Source organism: Streptomyces sp. NBC_00466 (genome assembly GCF_041433995.1).
Lineage (GTDB): Bacteria > Actinomycetota > Actinomycetes > Streptomycetales > Streptomycetaceae > Streptomyces.
On record NZ_CP107896.1, the window covers coordinates 1,385,122 to 1,400,481 of the forward strand.

Below are 15,360 nucleotides of genomic sequence, written 5' to 3' on the forward strand. Positions count from 1 at the left end.
AGCGGTCCGGCGGTGCGGCACCCGATATTCGGATGCCGCCCGCCCTGGTGCCGGTGTCCTGCTGTGCGCCGTTCATCAGGCCGCGCGGACGAACCGGTCGCGGAACGATCTCACCGTCCTCTGCGTATCGTGCCTGCCGGAACGGCGGGCGGCCCTGCGGCCCTTCAGCGCCTGTCCCGCGAGACGCTCGGCCTCGGACCGGCGGGTGAGTTCGGCGGCGTAGGCCTTCTGGAGCTCCTGCTGAAGCATGGTGTTCTCCCCTGTGGCGGAAGCCGGTTGCGGCTTCCTTCGATGCCTCGACTTTCGTCTCCCAGAGGGGTCCGCCGCATCGGGCGAGTGCCGCATCCTCATGGCGGAGGGGGCCTTAGGCGCAGTACGTGAGTGCTTACGTACGGCGACTGAGGCCCCCTCGGGGATGCCTTACGGGTTTCTGTCCACCCGTCTACTGGGTCGGGGCGGGCGCGGTGGCGGGAGCGGTCGGGAGCGCGGCGAACAGGTCGAAGTACATGCCGACGGAGACGATCAGGCCGATGACGGCGACGCCGACAGCGCCCCAGGCCACGGCGCGGACCCAGACGGCCTGCGGGCGGACGGGCGAGCTGAAGAACGGGCGGGCCAGTACGGCGGCTCCGACGACCAGCGCCAGCAGCGCGAAGACGCCGTTGACGAGGGCGGTGGTGTGCCAGGAGTCGGCGTAGACCTCGTGGATCTGCTGCGAGGCGCTGGCGCCCTGCGAAAGCTTCAGCTGGCCGGTCAGGGTCTCGCGTTCGGAGAGCACCTTGCCCATCCAGCTGCCGGAGAGTCCGACGAAGCCCAGTGCGGCGGCGACGACGGCGGCCGCGCCCGCGCCGATCCCGGAGCCGCCGGCAGCGGGGCTGCCCGCCGCGAGCTCGGCCTCCTCGGCTTCTTCCTCGGCTGCCGCGTCCGCCGCGGCCTCGTCCGCGTCGATGTCGGTGTCCTCAGCGGTCGCCTCCGCCGCGGCCTCATCGGCCTCGGCGTCCTGCACCTTGGCGGCGGAGTCGTCGGTCGTGTCGGTCTTGGTGGTGGCGTTCATGCGGCGCACGCTAGGCGCCCTTTCTGAGAGCGGGCTTAATGCTCTCTGTGTGCCTTCCACTCGGGTGCCAGGACCGACCAGACCTCGGTGTCGTGCCGGGTTCCCCGATGGGGGTGGTTCTGCCGCAGTACGCCTTCGCGCACCATCCCCAGCCGCTTGGCGACGTTGATGCTCGCCGTGTTCCCGGGGTCGACGTGCCACTCGACGCGGTGCATCCCGCGGCCGTCCACCGCCCAGTCGATCAGCACTGCGGCGGCGCGCGTGACCAGTCCCCGGCCCACCCCGGCGGGCTCCAGCCAGCAGCCGACCTCGCAGCAGCCCGTCGCGGCGTCGAACCGCGGGAACAGCACCCCGCCGACCAGCGTGCCGTCCAGCCGGATGCCGAAGAGCCGGCCGCCGTCCGCGGCCTGCTTGTCGGCGAACGACTGGAGGAACGCACGCGCCGAAGGAAGATCCCTGGCAGCGTCGGCAAGCCCGATGTACTGGCCGATGAATTCGCGCCCCCGGTCGATGTGGGCCAGGTAGTCCTCGGCCTGCCAGGGCTCCAGTGGTCCCAGCTCCGCGCCCTCACCGAGCGATATCGCGAACATGTTTCTCCTCTGCCACCGGTGTGAGCTGCGGTTGAATTTTCGCACGGTCACCGGGGGCGGGTGCCTCGATGCTGATGCGAGGGAGCCGCCGGTCCAGCCAGCCGGGCAGCCACCAGTTCGCCCGGCCCAGCAGATGCATCAGAGCGGGGACCAGGAGCGTCCGCAGTACGAAGGCGTCGAGCGCGACGGCTGCGGCCAGAGCGATCCCGAACATCGCGATGACCCGGTCGCCGCTCAGGACGAAGGCCAGGAAGACGGAGATCATGATGACGGCCGCGGAGTTGATCACGCGGCTGGTCTCGGCGAGGCCCACCCGGACGGCCCGCCGGTTGTCGCCGGTCTCCCGCCACTCCTCGTACATCCGGCTGACCAGGAAGACCTGGTAGTCCATGGAGAGCCCGAAGAGCACCGAGACCATGATCACCGGCAGGAAGGGCTCGATCGGCCCCGCGCTGCCGAGTCCCAGCAGCTCACTCCCCCAGCCCCACTGGAAGACCGCGACGACGACGCCGAAGGCGGAGGCCACCGCTGCCACGTTCATCACGGCGGCCTTGAGCGGAATGCCGATCGAGCGGAACGCCAGCAGCAGGAGCAGACAGCCGAGCGTGATGACCACGCCGACGAAGAGCGGGAGTTTGCCGATGATCACCTGCGCGAAGTCGTCGTAGCTCGCGGTGACACCGCCGACCTCGACGTCGAGCGAGGTCCGGCTCTCGGCCCGGGGCAGGACATCCGTACGCAGCCGGTCGACGAGGTCACTGGTCTTCTGCGACTGCGGGGCCGAGTCGGGGACGACCGTGATGAAGGCCGTGTCGCCGCTGCCGTTGTAGGTGACCGGGCTCACGGATGCGACGTCCTCGGTCGTACGCAGCCGGGCGGGCAGTTCGTCCAGCGCCACCCGGTCCCCCGCACCATCCAGCCTGGCCGCCAGGGTGAGCGGTCCGTTGGCTCCGGGCCCGAATCCCTTGCCGATCAGGTCGTACGCCTTCCGGGTGGTCGAGCCCGCCGGGCTGTTGCCCTGGTCGGAGGTGCCCAGGTGGAGCCCGAGGGTCGGCAGCGCGAGGACCAGCATCACGGCAGCGGCGAGTGCGCCGAGCAGTCTGGGGTGCCGCTCCACGAAGGCCGACCAGCGGGCGGCGAAACCGGTGGGCGGATCGGGCTGCGGGCCGCGCTCGGCGAGCCGTACGCGTTCCCGGCGGCTCAGCGCCCGCATCCCGATGAACGAGAGCAGCGAGGGCAGCAGGGTGATCGATGCGGCCACGGTCAGGACGACCGTGAGGGAGGCCGCGATGGCGACACCGTTGAGGAAGTCCAGCCGCAGGATGAGCATGCCGAGCAGGGCGATGCAGACGGTCGCTCCGGCGAAGACGACGGCACGGCCCGTCGTGCTCACCGCGTGTGTCACCGCCTCCGCGATCGGCAGACCGCGGCGCAGCGCCTTGCGGTGTCTGGTCACGATGAACAGCGCGTAGTCGATACCGACCCCGAGCCCGACCAGCATCCCGAGCATCGGCGCGAAGTCGGCGACGGTCATGACGTGTCCGAGCAGTTCTATGGCCGCGTACGCGGTGCCGACGCTGACCAGGGCGGTGGCGATGGGCAGCAGGCTCGCGGCGAAGGCGCCGAAGGCGAGGAAGAGCACGAGGGCGGCGACGACGACCCCGATGGCCTCGCTGAGATGCACGCCGGTGGTCTGGGTGAGCGCGACGGCGCTGCCGCCCAGCTCGACCTGGAGCCCGTGGGCCTCGGCCGCCTTCGCAGTGTCGACGACGGTCCTGGCCTGCTGTACGGGGATCTCGTCGGACTGTGCGTCGAAGGTGAACACGGCGTATGCGGTGTGCCCGTCGGCGCTGGTCCGCGGCGTTCCGACGGAGGAGATCCCGGGGAGGTCGTCGATCTTGTTGAGGGTCTGCGTCATGCGCTGTTCGACCCCCGACGCACGCACGCTGCCCTGCGCGGTGTGCCAGACGATGGTGTCGCTGTCGCCGCCCTGACCGTGGAATCCCTGGTCGAGCAGGGCGGTGGCCCGCCCGGACTCCGTACCCGGCACTTCGTAGTCGTTGGAGTACGCGGATCCGGCGAAGCCCGCGGCCGCCGCGGTACCACCGAGGGCGAGGAGCCAGAGCAGAACAGTCAGAAGGCGGTGCCTGATGCACCATCGCGCGATGGCTGCCAACGGACTGCTCCCTCGGGGGGTCGACCTGGGTGGTTCGTCGGCCTCTATCGGGAATAAACCGTAAAGAGCACAGACCTTTAGCGCATCACTCTGACATCGAAACGTGATCCTTTGACTGTTTCGTGGGGTTAGTCACAAGGGTCCGCGCCGCCGTAAAGTCGGGGTATGGCTGCTGAAGAGGGGACCGTACGGCTCGACACCTGGATCTGGTCGGTGCGGCTCACCAAGACACGCTCGCAGGCCGCTGCCGCCTGCCGCGCCGGTCATGCCCGCCTCAACGGTGAGCGGGTCAAGCCGGCCCATGCGGTACAGGCGGGCGACGAGGTGCGGCTGTTCCACGCGGGACGTGAGCGGATCGTCGAGGTGTCACGCCTGGTGCGCAAGCGGGTGGGGCCGCCGGTCGCGGCCGAGTGCTACGTGGACAACAGCCCGCCGCCCCCGCCCCGGGAGGCCGTTCTCGACATCCCGGTACGCGACCGGGGTACGGGACGGCCGACGAAGCGGGACCGGCGTGAACTGGAGCAGTTGCGCGGGGACATCGGACTGCGCTGACCGGTCCTCCGTGTGCGTACGGAGGGCATCGCTCCGGAGGGACCGCATCGAGGGGCGGAATCGGGGGGCGGAATCGAGGGGCGGACTCACACCCCGACGACCCGCAGGGCTCCCCACAGCGCGACGGTCGACACGGCCAGCGTCGCCGGTACGGTCAGCAGGCCGAGCCGGGTGAAGGTGCCGAGCTCGGGCTCCTGCCCGTACTCGTTCATGATGCGGCGCCACAGCAGTGTGGCCAGCGATCCGACGTAGGTCAGGTTCGGGCCGAGGTTCACACCGATCAGCGCGGCGAGTACCGGTCCGGGCCCGGCGGGGCCGACGACCGGCAGCAGCGCCAGGATCGCCGGCAGGTTGTTGATGGCGTTGGCCAGGACGGCGGCGACCCCGGCCACCGCGAGCAGCGCGGGCAGTGTGGCGCCGCCGGGCAGCAAGTGCCCGATCCCGTCGCCGAGTCCGTTGTCGACGACCGCCCGCACGACGATCCCGAGCGCGAGCACGAACAGGCAGAAGAACGGGTTGGCGTCGCGCACCAGGCCCGTGACGGTGGTCCGCCCGCGGCGCAGCGCGCGGACCCCGAGCACCAGGACCCCGGCGAGCGCGGCCCAGACCGGTTCGGCGCCCGCGAAGGAGGTGACCACGAAACCGACGAGCGTCAGACCGACCACCACCAGGGTGAACACCGGCGTCTCGGGCCGCTCGGCCGCGTCGGGCGGGTGCGCGGGCGCGGCCAGGTCAGCGGCGAAGAACCGGCGGAACACGATGTACTCGACGGCCACGGCGGCCAGCCACGGCACGGCCATCAGACCGGCGAACCGGGTGAAGGTCAGGCCGCTCGCGGAGAACGCCAGAAGATTGGTCAGATTGGAGACCGGCAGCAGCAGGGAGCCGGAGTTGGCGAGGTGCGCGCAGGCGTAGACATGGGGCCGCGGTCTCGCGCCGACCCGCGCGGCTGTCGCGAAGACGACCGGGGTGAGCAGTACGACGGTGGCGTCCAGGCTGAGCACCGCGGTGACCACGGCGGCGACCACGAAGACGCCACCGAGCAGCCGTACCGGCCGCCCGCCGCACACCCGCGCGACCCAGTCGCCCAGGACGTCGAACAGCCCGTCGTCGGCGCAGAGCTGGGAGAGGACGAGCACCGCGGCGAGGAAGGCCACCACGGGCAGCAGGGTGCGCGTCTGGTCCCACGCCTCGGACGGCGAGACCGCGCCCAGAGCCACCACAAGTGCCGCAGCGGGTACGGCGGCTGCCGCCTCGGGCCGGCCCTGGGGACGGGTCACGGCGAAGGCGAGTACGCCCAGGAGCGCCGCTACGGAGAGGATCTCGGCGGGGACGGTGTTCAGGGCGTGCTCCGTGGGGGGAAGCGGGCCGGGGCCACGCCCCGGACCTCCGCGTCCCGTGACGCCGGGGGATGTGACCGCAGGCCAGGCCTGCGGTCACATCCCCCGGCGTCCGTGGAGCAGGGTCCGGGGCGCGGCCCCGGGCGACCGTGTGTGGGGGGCGGGTCAGCCTTCGGCGCCGAGCTTCTCCAGGATCAGCTCGCGGACGCGCGCCGCGTCCGCCTGTCCCCGTGTCGCCTTCATGACCGCGCCGACGAGCGCACCGGCGGCGGCCACCTTTCCGCTGCGGATCTTGTCCGCGATCGCGGCGTTGCCCGCGATGGCCTCGTCCACGGCGGCGCCGAGCGCGCCGTCGTCGGAGACGACCTTCAGACCGCGCTTCTCGACGACCTCGTCCGGTCCGCCCTCACCGGCGAGCACGCCGTCGATGACCTGGCGGGCCAGCTTGTCGTTGAGGTCGCCCGCCGCGACGAGCTCCGCGACCCGTGCGACCTGCTCCGGCGTGATGGGCAGCGCTGCGAGGTCGCGGCCGGTCTCGTTGGCGTTGCGGGCCAGCTCGCCCATCCACCACTTGCGGGCCTGGTCGGACGGGGCACCCGCGTCGATCGTGGCCAGAATCGGGCCGAGCGCACCGGCGTTGAGGATCGACTGCATGTCGAACTCGGTGACGCCCCACTCCTCGCGCAGCCGGTTGCGGCGCACGCGCGGCAGCTCGGGCAGCGCGCCCCGCAGCTCCTCGACCCAGTCGCGCGCCGGCGCGACGGGGACCAGATCGGGCTCCGGGAAGTACCGGTAGTCCTCGGCGTTGTCCTTGATGCGGCCGGCCGTGGTGGAGCCGTCCTCCTCGTGGAAGTGCCGGGTCTCCTGCACGATCGATCCGCCGGAGCTGAGCACCGCGGCGTGCCGCTGGATCTCGTAACGCGCGGCACGTTCGACCGAGCGCAGCGAGTTGACGTTCTTCGTCTCGGAGCGTGTGCCGAGCTTCTCGACACCGTGCAGCCGCAGCGACAGGTTGACGTCGCAGCGCATCTGGCCCATTTCCATCCGGGCCTCGGAGACGCCCAGCGCCTTGATCAGCTCGCGCAGTTCGGCGACGTACGCCTTGGCGACCTCGGGGGCACGCTCGCCCGCTCCCTCGATCGGCTTGGTAACGATCTCGATGAGCGGAATGCCCGCGCGGTTGTAGTCGAGCAGCGAGTGCGAAGCGCCGTGGATACGGCCGGTGGCGCCGCCGACATGCAGCGACTTGCCGGTGTCCTCCTCCATGTGGGCGCGCTCGATCTGCACCCGGAAGGTCTCGCCGTCCTCCAGCTGGACGTCCAGATAGCCGTCGAAGGCGATCGGCTCGTCGTACTGCGAGGTCTGGAAGTTCTTCGGCATGTCCGGATAGAAGTAGTTCTTCCGGGCGAAGCGGCACCACTCGGCGATCTCGCAGTTCAGCGCGAGACCGATCTTGATGGCCGACTCGACGCCGATCGCGTTGACGACGGGCAGCGAGCCGGGCAGGCCCAGACAGGTGGGGCAGGTCTGCGAGTTGGGCTCGGCCCCCAGCTCGGTGGAGCAGCCGCAGAACATCTTGGTCCTGGTGCCGAGCTCGACATGGACCTCCAGGCCCATGACGGGGTCGTACGTCGCGAGAGCTTCCTCGTACGACGCGAGTTCAGTGACGGTCACGATGAGACTTTCCCTCTCAGCCCAGCAGGACGTCGTCGTCGCCCAGGCGCTTCAGCTCACGTACGAGCAGAGCGATGCCGGTGGCGATGGCGGCTGCGGAGACGACGGCGTCGACCAGACGGAGCGTGTCGTTCTCGGTGCGGGCCTTCTTGCCCTGCTTGATCACGCCGAGCGCACCGAAGGCGGTGGTTCCGATGGACAGGTACGTACCGGCCTTGGACTTCTTGAATCCCTTGGCCTTGCTCACAACAGCACTCACAATGACGGAGCCTCCTCAAGCAGCGGGTGTCCCCACCTTTCCACGAAGGCGGCCTCGACGGCAGCTCCGACCTTGTACAGCCGGTCGTCCTTCATGGCGGGGGCGATGATCTGCAGGCCGACCGGCAGTCCGTCCTCCGGGGCCAGGCCGCAGGGCAGCGACATGGCGGAGTTTCCGGCCAGATTGGTCGGAATGGTGCACAGGTCGGCGAGGTACATCGCCATCGGGTCGTCGGCGCGCTCACCGATCGGGAAGGCGGTGGTGGGCGTGGTCGGCGAGACGATCACGTCGACCTGCTCGAATGCCTTCTCGAAGTCCCGCGTGATGAGCGTGCGGACCTTCTGCGCGCTGCCGTAGTACGCGTCGTAGTAGCCGGAGCTGAGCGCGTACGTACCGAGGATGATGCGGCGCTTGACCTCGTCGCCGAATCCGGCCTCGCGGGAGAGCGCTGTGACGTCCTCGGCCGACTTCGTACCGTCGTCGCCGACCCGCAGGCCGTAGCGCATGGCGTCGAAGCGGGCCAGGTTGGAGCTGCACTCCGAGGGGGCGATCAGGTAGTACGCGGAGAGCGCCAGGTCGAAGGAGGGGCAGTCCAGCTCCACGATGTCGGCGCCGAGCCCCTTGAGCAGCTCGACCGACTCGTCGAAGCGCTGGATGACCCCGGCCTGGTAGCCCTCGCCGCGGAACTGCTTGACGACACCGACGCGCAGCCCGGCGACCGAGCCGTTGCGGGCGGCCTCGACGACCGGCGGGACCGGGGCGTCGATGGAGGTCGAGTCGAGCGGGTCGTGCCCGGCGATGGCCTCGTGCAGCAGGGCCGCGTCCAGGACCGTACGGGCGCAGGGGCCGCCCTGGTCGAGGGAGGACGAGAACGCCACCATGCCGTAGCGGGACACCCCGCCGTAGGTCGGCTTGACGCCGACGGTGCCGGTGACTGCGGCGGGCTGGCGGATGGAGCCGCCGGTGTCCGTACCGATGGCCAGCGGGGCCTCGTACGCCGCCAGCGCGGCGGACGAGCCGCCGCCGGAGCCGCCGGGGATCCGGGAGAGATCCCAGGGGTTGCCGGTGGGCCCGTAGGCGCTGTTCTCGGTCGAGGACCCCATGGCGAACTCGTCCATGTTGGTCTTGCCGAGGATGACGACGTCGGCGGCCTTGAGGCGCTTGGTGACGGTCGCGTCGTACGGCGGGAGCCAGCCTTCGAGGATCTTGGAGCCGACGGTGGTCGGGACGCCCTCGGTGGTGAAGATGTCCTTCAGCGCCAGGGGCACACCGGCCAGCGGTCCGAGCTTCTCGCCGTTCGCCCGCTTGGCGTCGACCGCGCGGGCCTGCGCGAGCGCGCCCTCACGGTCGACGTGCAGGAAGGCGTTGACCTTCTCGTCGACGGCCGCGATCCGGGCCAGGTGCGCCTCGGTGACCTCGACGGCCGTGAGCTCGCCGGAAGCGATCTTCCCGGCGATCTCGGCGGCGGTGAGCTTGATGATGTTGATGTCCGTCATGGCTTAGTCCTCCCCCAGGATCTGCGGCACCTTGAAACGCCGCTGCTCCTGGGCCGGTGCACCGGAGAGGGCCTGCTCCGGGGTGAGCGACGGACGGACCTCGTCCGCGCGCATGACATTCGTCAGCGGCAGCGGGTGGGAGGTCGGCGGTACGTCTTGGTCGGCAACCTCGGAGACGCGGGCGACCGCGCCGAGAATGTCGTCGAGCTGTCCGGCGAAGTGCTCGAGCTCTTCGTCCTTCAGCTCCAGACGTGCCAGCCGTGCGAGGTGGGCGACCTCCTCGCGCGTGATGCCAGGCATGCAGCGATCCTCAGGGGTGAGTGTGTGGATTTTGGCCCAATCCTATGGGGCGGGGGGCCGTGGCCACTAAACGGTTTCACCGGGGAGGGCTGCGGAGGCGATTCCGGCGCTGCGGAAAGCCGGGCGCGGGGACGTCTCAAGCCCCCCTGCGGTCCCTGTGATCGAGAAGCGGGGGGTCCGAGCCGGAGCCCGGGTTATGGGCGACCCGGTTACGGGCGCCGGTCCTGCTGCGGTCCCGGCCGGCTGTGCAGCACCACCTGCCCGGACGGCAGCTTCTCCTTCTCGGCGGCGGCCGCAGCCGCGAGCTCCGCCGGCCGCTGCCATCCCCGGGACCCCCGGGCCAGCAGCCAGGCCGTTGCTTCGTGCGGCGGCATCGCTGCCGCCACCAGCCAGCCCTGCACCGCGTCGCAGCCCAGATCGCGGAGCCGCTCCCAGGTCTCGTCGTCCTCGACGCCCTCGGCCACGACGATCAGGCCGAGCGAGTGCGCCAGGTCGACCGTGCAGCGGACGATCTCGGCGTCCTCGTTGTCCACCGCGAGCCGGGCCACGAACGACCGGTCGATCTTCAGCTCGCTCACCGGGAGCCGCCGCAGATGGACCAGTGACGAGTACCCGGTGCCGAAGTCGTCCAGCGACATCTTCACGCCGTGTGCGGTCAGTCCGGCGAGGGTGTCGGCGGCCCGCTGCGGGTCCTCCAGCAGGACGTGCTCGGTTATCTCCAGCTGGAGGGCGCCCGGCGGCACCCCGTGCCTGGCCAGCCGGGCCGCCACCGCGCCGGCGAAGCCGGGGGTGTGCACATCGCGCGGCGATACGTTGACCGCCACCGGGACCTTCAGGCCCTGGAGGCGCCACTTGGCGACCTGTGCCAGCGCCGTCTCCAGGACGTACTCGGTGAGATGCGGCATCAGCCCGGACGACTCGGCGATGGCGATGAACTCGTCCGGGGGGACCCTGCCGCGCTCCGGGTGCACCCAGCGGACCAGCGCCTCAAGACCTGCCACCTGTCCGTCGAACCGGACCTTCGGCTGGTAGTGCAGCTCTACGTCGCCCGCGTCGAGCGCGCGCCGCAGATCGCCGAGCAGACCGAGCCGGTCGGGGGTGTTGGAGTCCCGCTTGGACTCGTACACCTCGACACCCGTGCGGTCCCGCTTGGCCTGGTACATCGCCACGTCGGCGCGCTGGAGCAGCCCCTCGGCGTCCAGCGCGTGGTCGGGGAAGACCGAGACGCCGGCGCTCGCCTCCAGCACCAGCGTCAGTCCGTCGAGGTCGAGCGGGGAGCTCAGTTCGGCCACCAGGTGGCGCGCGATGCGCATCACGCTCGTCGCCGAGTCGGCCGCCGGGAGCAGCACGGCGAACTCGTCGCCGCCGAGGCGGGCGACCTCCGCGCCGCGCGGCAGTGCGAACCGCAGCCGTTCCGCTATCTGCAACAGCAGCCGGTCGCCCGCGAGATGCCCGAGCGTGTCATTGACCGAGCGGAACCGGTCGAGGTCGATCAGGACCAGTGACGATCTGAATCCGCCGTTCTCCGCCTCCGCCAGCGCGGCCCAGGTCCGCTCCAGCAGCCACTGGCGGTTGGGCAGTCCGGTCAGCGGGTCGCGCAGCTGCTCCTCCGCTCGGGCCCTGGCGATCCACAGTGTGGAGTCCAGAGCGATCAGCGGCACCGCGAAGAGCGGCAGCAGCAGCGGCAGGGACACCGCGACCACGCAGATCAGCGGGGCGATCCCGAGCAGCGCGACGCCGACGAGTCCTTGCCTGACCAGTGCGGTACGGGCGACTGTCGGCAGCCCGCGGCCGGGCGTTGCCGCCGCGGACCAGAGCAGCATCCGCGCGACGCCCAGATAGGCGGCGGCCGCCAGCACGATCTCCGCCGCGGAACCGATCCCCCAGCCGAGTGGCTGCCAGGGGTGCTCGACCGTCGGGGTCTCGCCGAACGCGGCAAGGACGAGGGCGGCGGCGCCGATGCCCAGGATGTCGGACGCGCCGTGCAGCAGCCCCTGCCGCCAGCGGCGGCTGCGGGCAGCCCCCACGAGGACGACGACGGCCAGGCTGACCAGCGCCGCGGGCAGCCAGCCGTACAGCAGCAGGACGGCGAGGGTGAGGGCGGCGCCGGAGCCGGTACCGCCCCACCAGCGGTCGCGGCCGAGCGCGACCAGATGGCCCACGATGATGCCGGTGAGGACGGCGAGCGCCCAGCCCGCCGTGCCGTCGGGGAACAGTGCGCGGCCGTCCCTCACCGCACCTAACAATCCGGTCACCAGGACGACTGCGGCCAGTCCCACGACGAACGGGAAGGCGGGCAGCCTCGCCACGGAGTGAGCGAGCTGCGCGACACCGCGCACCCGCGACTCCGGATCGGCGCTCTCGGTCGGTTTCATGCCCGTCCCTCTCACAGCCGGCAGTGCCCATGCACGTGATGGCCCGCTGTCACGCCGTCACGGCTCATATCTTGTCCCGGACTCGGGAAGAAACTCCAGAGGAAGAATCTCCAGAAGAGCAGGGCAGGCCCATTGCAGCCGTGCGGGACGGGCGCACTCTTCAACAGTAGGCCGCGGAAGGGCTTGAGGGCAGCGCTCCGCAGGTCTTGCCCGAATGCGACCCGACCGTCCCGAACCATCTGCTATGGGCCGAACGGGTGAGCTTGGCCCCACCGCCGGTGCCCGCTCCTCCCTACTCCTCGACTGGCACAGCTGCCTCCCTGGCCGCGTCGGGGCCCTGTTCGAGGAGCACGGCGAAGCCCTCCTCGTTCAGCACGGGGACCTTCAGCTGCATCGCCTTGTCGTACTTCGAGCCGGGGCTGTCCCCGACCACGACGAACGCCGTCTTCTTGGAAACGGAGCCGGTCACCTTCGCACCGAGGCTCTGGAGGGCTTCTTTCGCGCCATCCCGTGTGTGGTGCTCCAGGGTCCCAGTGACGACCACGGTCAGCCCGTCCAGCGGCCGTGGGCCCTCGTCCACACCGGCCTCGTCCTCCATACGGACCCCGGCCGCCCGCCACTTGCGGAGGATCTCGCGGTGCCAGTCCTCTTCGAACCACTGCTTGAGCGAGGCCGCGATGGTCGGGCCGACGCCCTCCACGGCGGCCAGCTCCTCCTCCGTGGCCTGTTCGATCCGCTCGACCGAACGGAACTCACGTGCCAGCGCCTCCGCTGCCACCGGGCCTACATGACGGATCGAAAGGCCGGTGATCACCCGGGCGAGCGGGCGCTCCTTCGCCGCCGCGATGTTCTCCAGCATGGCCAGCGCGTTCTTCCTCGGCTCGCCCTGCTGGTTGGCGAAGACCGTGACGATCTTCTCCTCGCCCGTCTTCGGGTCCCTCTTGGGGAGTCCGCTGTCCTGGTCGAGGACGTACGCCTTGATCGGCAGCAACTGCTCGATGGTGAGGTCGAAGAGGTCGCTCTCGTCCTTCAGCGGCGGCTCGGCCGGTTCCAGTGGCTGGGTCAGCGCGGCCGCGGCGACATAGCCGAAGTTCTCGATGTCCAGGGACTTCCGGCCGGCGAGGTAGAAGAGCCGCTCACGCAACTGGGCCGGGCAGGAGCGGGCGTTGGGGCAGCGGAGGTCGATGTCCGCCTCCTTCATGGCCCGCAGGGCCGTACCGCACTCGGGGCACTCGGCGGGCATGACGAACTCCCGCTCGCTGCCGTCCCTCAGGTCCACGACCGGGCCGAGGATCTCCGGGATGACATCGCCCGCCTTGCGCAGCACCACGGTGTCGCCGATGAGCACACCCTTGGCCTTCACCACGTCCTGGTTGTGCAGCGTCGCGAACTCGACCTCGGAGCCGGCCACGGTGACGGGCTCGACCTGTGCGTACGGGGTGACCCTGCCCGTACGCCCCACGCCGACCCGGATGTTGACCAGTCTGGTGTTGACCTCCTCCGGCGCGTACTTCCAGGCGATGGCCCAGCGCGGTGCCCGGGAGGTGGAGCCGAGGCGTCCCTGGAGCGGGATCTCGTCGAGCTTGATGACGACCCCGTCGATCTCGTGTTCCACGGAGTGCCGGTTCTCACCGAAGTACGCGATGAACTCCCTGGCGCCCGCGAGGTCGTCGACCACCTTGTTGTGCTTGGCGGTGGGCAGACCCCACTCGTGCAGCAGCTCGTACGCATGCGACAGGCAGTCGATGTCGAAGCCCTCGCGGGCACCGATGCCGTGGACGACCATGTGCAGCGGACGGGTCGCGGTGATCTTCGGATCCTTCTGGCGCAGCGAACCGGCCGCCGCGTTGCGCGGATTGGCGAAGGGCTTGTCACCGGCCTCCACCAGCCGTGCGTTGAGCCCTTCGAAGGCGTCCATGGGGAAGTACACCTCGCCCCGGATCTCCACGAGCTCGGGGATCCGCTCCCCGTGCAGCCGGTGCGGGATGTCGGCGATCGTCAGGACGTTGGGAGTGATGTCCTCACCGGTGCGGCCGTCACCGCGGGTGGCGGCGCGGACCAGCCTGCCGTGCTCGTACGTGAGGTTGACGGCGAGGCCGTCCACCTTGAGTTCGCACAGGAAGTGGTAGCCCGGCGAGCCGGCCTCGCGCGCCACGCGCTCGGCCCAGGCGGCCAGCTCCTCGTCGTCGAAGGCGTTGTCCAGCGACTGCATCCGGTCGCGGTGCTGCACGGAGGTGAACTCCGTCTCGTACGCCCCGGCGACCTTCTGGGTCGGTGAGTCCGGAGTCCGAAGCTCCGGGTACTGCTCCTCCAGGGCCTCCAGCGCACGCAGCTGCGTGTCGAACTCAGCGTCGCTGACGACGGGCTGGTCCCTCACGTAGTACCGGAAGCGGTGCTCCTCGATCTGCTCGGCCAGCTGGGCGTGGTTCTCCCGTACCTCCGCAGGCACCGCACCTTGCTGTTCGACAGCCACCGTCTCGTCCTCCCGTTGATGAAACCGATCCCGCTACTCAGGGTTGTCAGCGAGTGACCTCGCCGCGCGGGCGCAGTGGGCGAGTGCCGTGCGGGCGTACTCGGGTGAAGCGCCCGCGAGCCCGCACTCCGGGGTGAGCACCAGAGACTCGGCGAGAGTCCCCGGATTCAGCCCCAGCCTGCGCCACAGCGTTCTGACACCCATGACGCTACCGGCAGGGTCCGACAATGCGGTGTCAGTGCCGGGCACCACACCGCAGAAGAGCTGGGTACCGCCCTCCACAGCCTCGCCGACCGCTTCCTCATCACGCTCGGTGAGGAGGCTGAAATCGAACGAGATACCTGCCGCACCGGCCCGCCGCAGCAGGGCGAACGGCACGCCGGGCGCACAGGAATGCACGATCGCAGGTCCGTCGCCGACCGCCATCACGTCCCGCAGCGTGCCTTCGATCACCTGCCGGTCCACGGCCCGGTGAGTCCGGTAGCCGCTGGCGGTCCTGATCTGTCCGCGCAGTACGGGGACGAGTGACGGCTCGTCGAGCTGGAGCACGACCTGCGCGCCGGGCACCCGCCGCCGCACCTCGGCGAGGTGCTCGCGCAGCCCCTCGGCGAGCGAAGCCGCGAGGTCCCGGCAGGCCCCGGGGTCACCGAGCGCGGCCTCGCCGCCCCGCAGTTCGAGCCCGGCGGCCAGCGTCCAGGGGCCGACCGCCTGGACCTTCAGCGGCCCCTCGTACCCCTGGGTGAACTCCTCCAGCGCGTCGAGGTCCTCGCCGAGCCAGGAGCGTGCCCGCCGGGTGTCGCGTCCGGGCCGGTCACTCACCCGCCAGCCGCTGGGCTCCACGTGCGCGTACATCTCGACGAGCATCCCGAGGGTGCGTCCGAGCATGTCCGCGCCGGGCCCGCGCGCGGGCAGCTCCGGAAGAAAGGGGAAGTCCTCGAAGGACCCGATGACGGTTTTCGCGCTTTCCCGCGCGTCGCCGCCCGGCATGGACCCGATCCCGGTGGCAGGACCCCAACTGAACTTGCTGTTCTCGCTCACCCCCGAAGGGTACGAGAGGGCCCGGGCGGAACC

Annotated in this window: 13 protein-coding genes; 1 reads left to right on the forward strand and 12 read right to left on the reverse strand. The window is 70.5% G+C overall.

Annotated elements, in window-relative coordinates:
• Positions 1-75 precede the first annotated feature (75 nt).
• The 4 genes from OG210_RS06025 to OG210_RS06040 form a co-directional block, all read right to left on the reverse strand.
• Positions 76-249, reverse strand: a complete 174-nt coding sequence (locus tag OG210_RS06025; protein WP_328331738.1) for a hypothetical protein — start codon at positions 247-249, stop codon at positions 76-78.
• 193 nt (positions 250-442) lie between these two features.
• Positions 443-1,054, reverse strand: a complete 612-nt coding sequence (locus tag OG210_RS06030) for a hypothetical protein (protein WP_328331736.1) — start codon at positions 1,052-1,054, stop codon at positions 443-445.
• Between the two features lie 35 nt (positions 1,055-1,089).
• Positions 1,090-1,644: a GNAT family protein gene (locus tag OG210_RS06035; protein WP_328331734.1), complete on the reverse strand. Its 555-nt coding sequence runs from the start codon at positions 1,642-1,644 to the stop codon at positions 1,090-1,092.
• A complete protein-coding gene (locus tag OG210_RS06040; protein WP_328331732.1) occupies positions 1,622-3,820 on the reverse strand; it encodes an MMPL family transporter in 2,199 nt (732 codons plus the stop codon). Before OG210_RS06040 ends, OG210_RS06035 begins: the two co-directional genes overlap by 23 nt.
• A 165-nt stretch (positions 3,821-3,985) precedes the next feature.
• On the opposite strand from OG210_RS06040, the gene OG210_RS06045 reads away from it, so the two are divergent.
• Positions 3,986-4,372, forward strand: a complete 387-nt coding sequence (locus OG210_RS06045) for a S4 domain-containing protein (protein ID WP_328331730.1) — start codon at positions 3,986-3,988, stop codon at positions 4,370-4,372.
• An 86-nt stretch (positions 4,373-4,458) separates the two neighbouring features.
• On the opposite strand, the gene OG210_RS06050 is transcribed toward OG210_RS06045, so the two are convergent.
• From OG210_RS06050 to OG210_RS06085, 8 genes are all read right to left on the reverse strand, one after another.
• Positions 4,459-5,715 (reverse strand): SLC13 family permease, encoded by a 1,257-nt coding sequence (locus OG210_RS06050; RefSeq protein WP_328335619.1) that lies wholly within the window; start codon positions 5,713-5,715, stop codon positions 4,459-4,461.
• Between the two features lie 162 nt (positions 5,716-5,877).
• Positions 5,878-7,386, reverse strand: a complete 1,509-nt coding sequence (gatB, locus tag OG210_RS06055) for an Asp-tRNA(Asn)/Glu-tRNA(Gln) amidotransferase subunit GatB (protein WP_266852755.1) — start codon at positions 7,384-7,386, stop codon at positions 5,878-5,880.
• 16 nt (positions 7,387-7,402) lie between these two features.
• Positions 7,403-7,645 (reverse strand): hypothetical protein, encoded by a 243-nt coding sequence (locus tag OG210_RS06060; protein ID WP_328331727.1) that lies wholly within the window; start codon positions 7,643-7,645, stop codon positions 7,403-7,405.
• Positions 7,642-9,141, reverse strand: coding sequence for an Asp-tRNA(Asn)/Glu-tRNA(Gln) amidotransferase subunit GatA (gene gatA / locus OG210_RS06065; RefSeq protein WP_328331726.1), 1,500 nt, complete (start codon positions 9,139-9,141; stop codon positions 7,642-7,644). The genes OG210_RS06060 and gatA overlap by 4 nt, the downstream gene beginning before the upstream one ends.
• Positions 9,142-9,144: 3 nt before the next feature.
• The gene (gene gatC, locus OG210_RS06070; RefSeq protein ID WP_164259168.1) at positions 9,145-9,441 is read right to left on the reverse strand and encodes an Asp-tRNA(Asn)/Glu-tRNA(Gln) amidotransferase subunit GatC; all 297 of its coding nucleotides are present in this window, start codon (positions 9,439-9,441) and stop codon (positions 9,145-9,147) included.
• Between the two features lie 209 nt (positions 9,442-9,650).
• Positions 9,651-11,816 (reverse strand): bifunctional diguanylate cyclase/phosphodiesterase, encoded by a 2,166-nt coding sequence (locus OG210_RS06075; protein WP_328331722.1) that lies wholly within the window; start codon positions 11,814-11,816, stop codon positions 9,651-9,653.
• Positions 11,817-12,108: 292 nt separating this feature from the next.
• Entirely contained in the window at positions 12,109-14,289 is a 2,181-nt protein-coding gene (ligA, locus tag OG210_RS06080) for an NAD-dependent DNA ligase LigA (RefSeq protein WP_328331720.1), read from the reverse strand.
• Between the two features lie 33 nt (positions 14,290-14,322).
• Positions 14,323-15,327, reverse strand: a complete 1,005-nt coding sequence (locus OG210_RS06085; RefSeq protein WP_328331718.1) for a methionine synthase — start codon at positions 15,325-15,327, stop codon at positions 14,323-14,325.
• Positions 15,328-15,360: the final 33 nt, after the last annotated feature.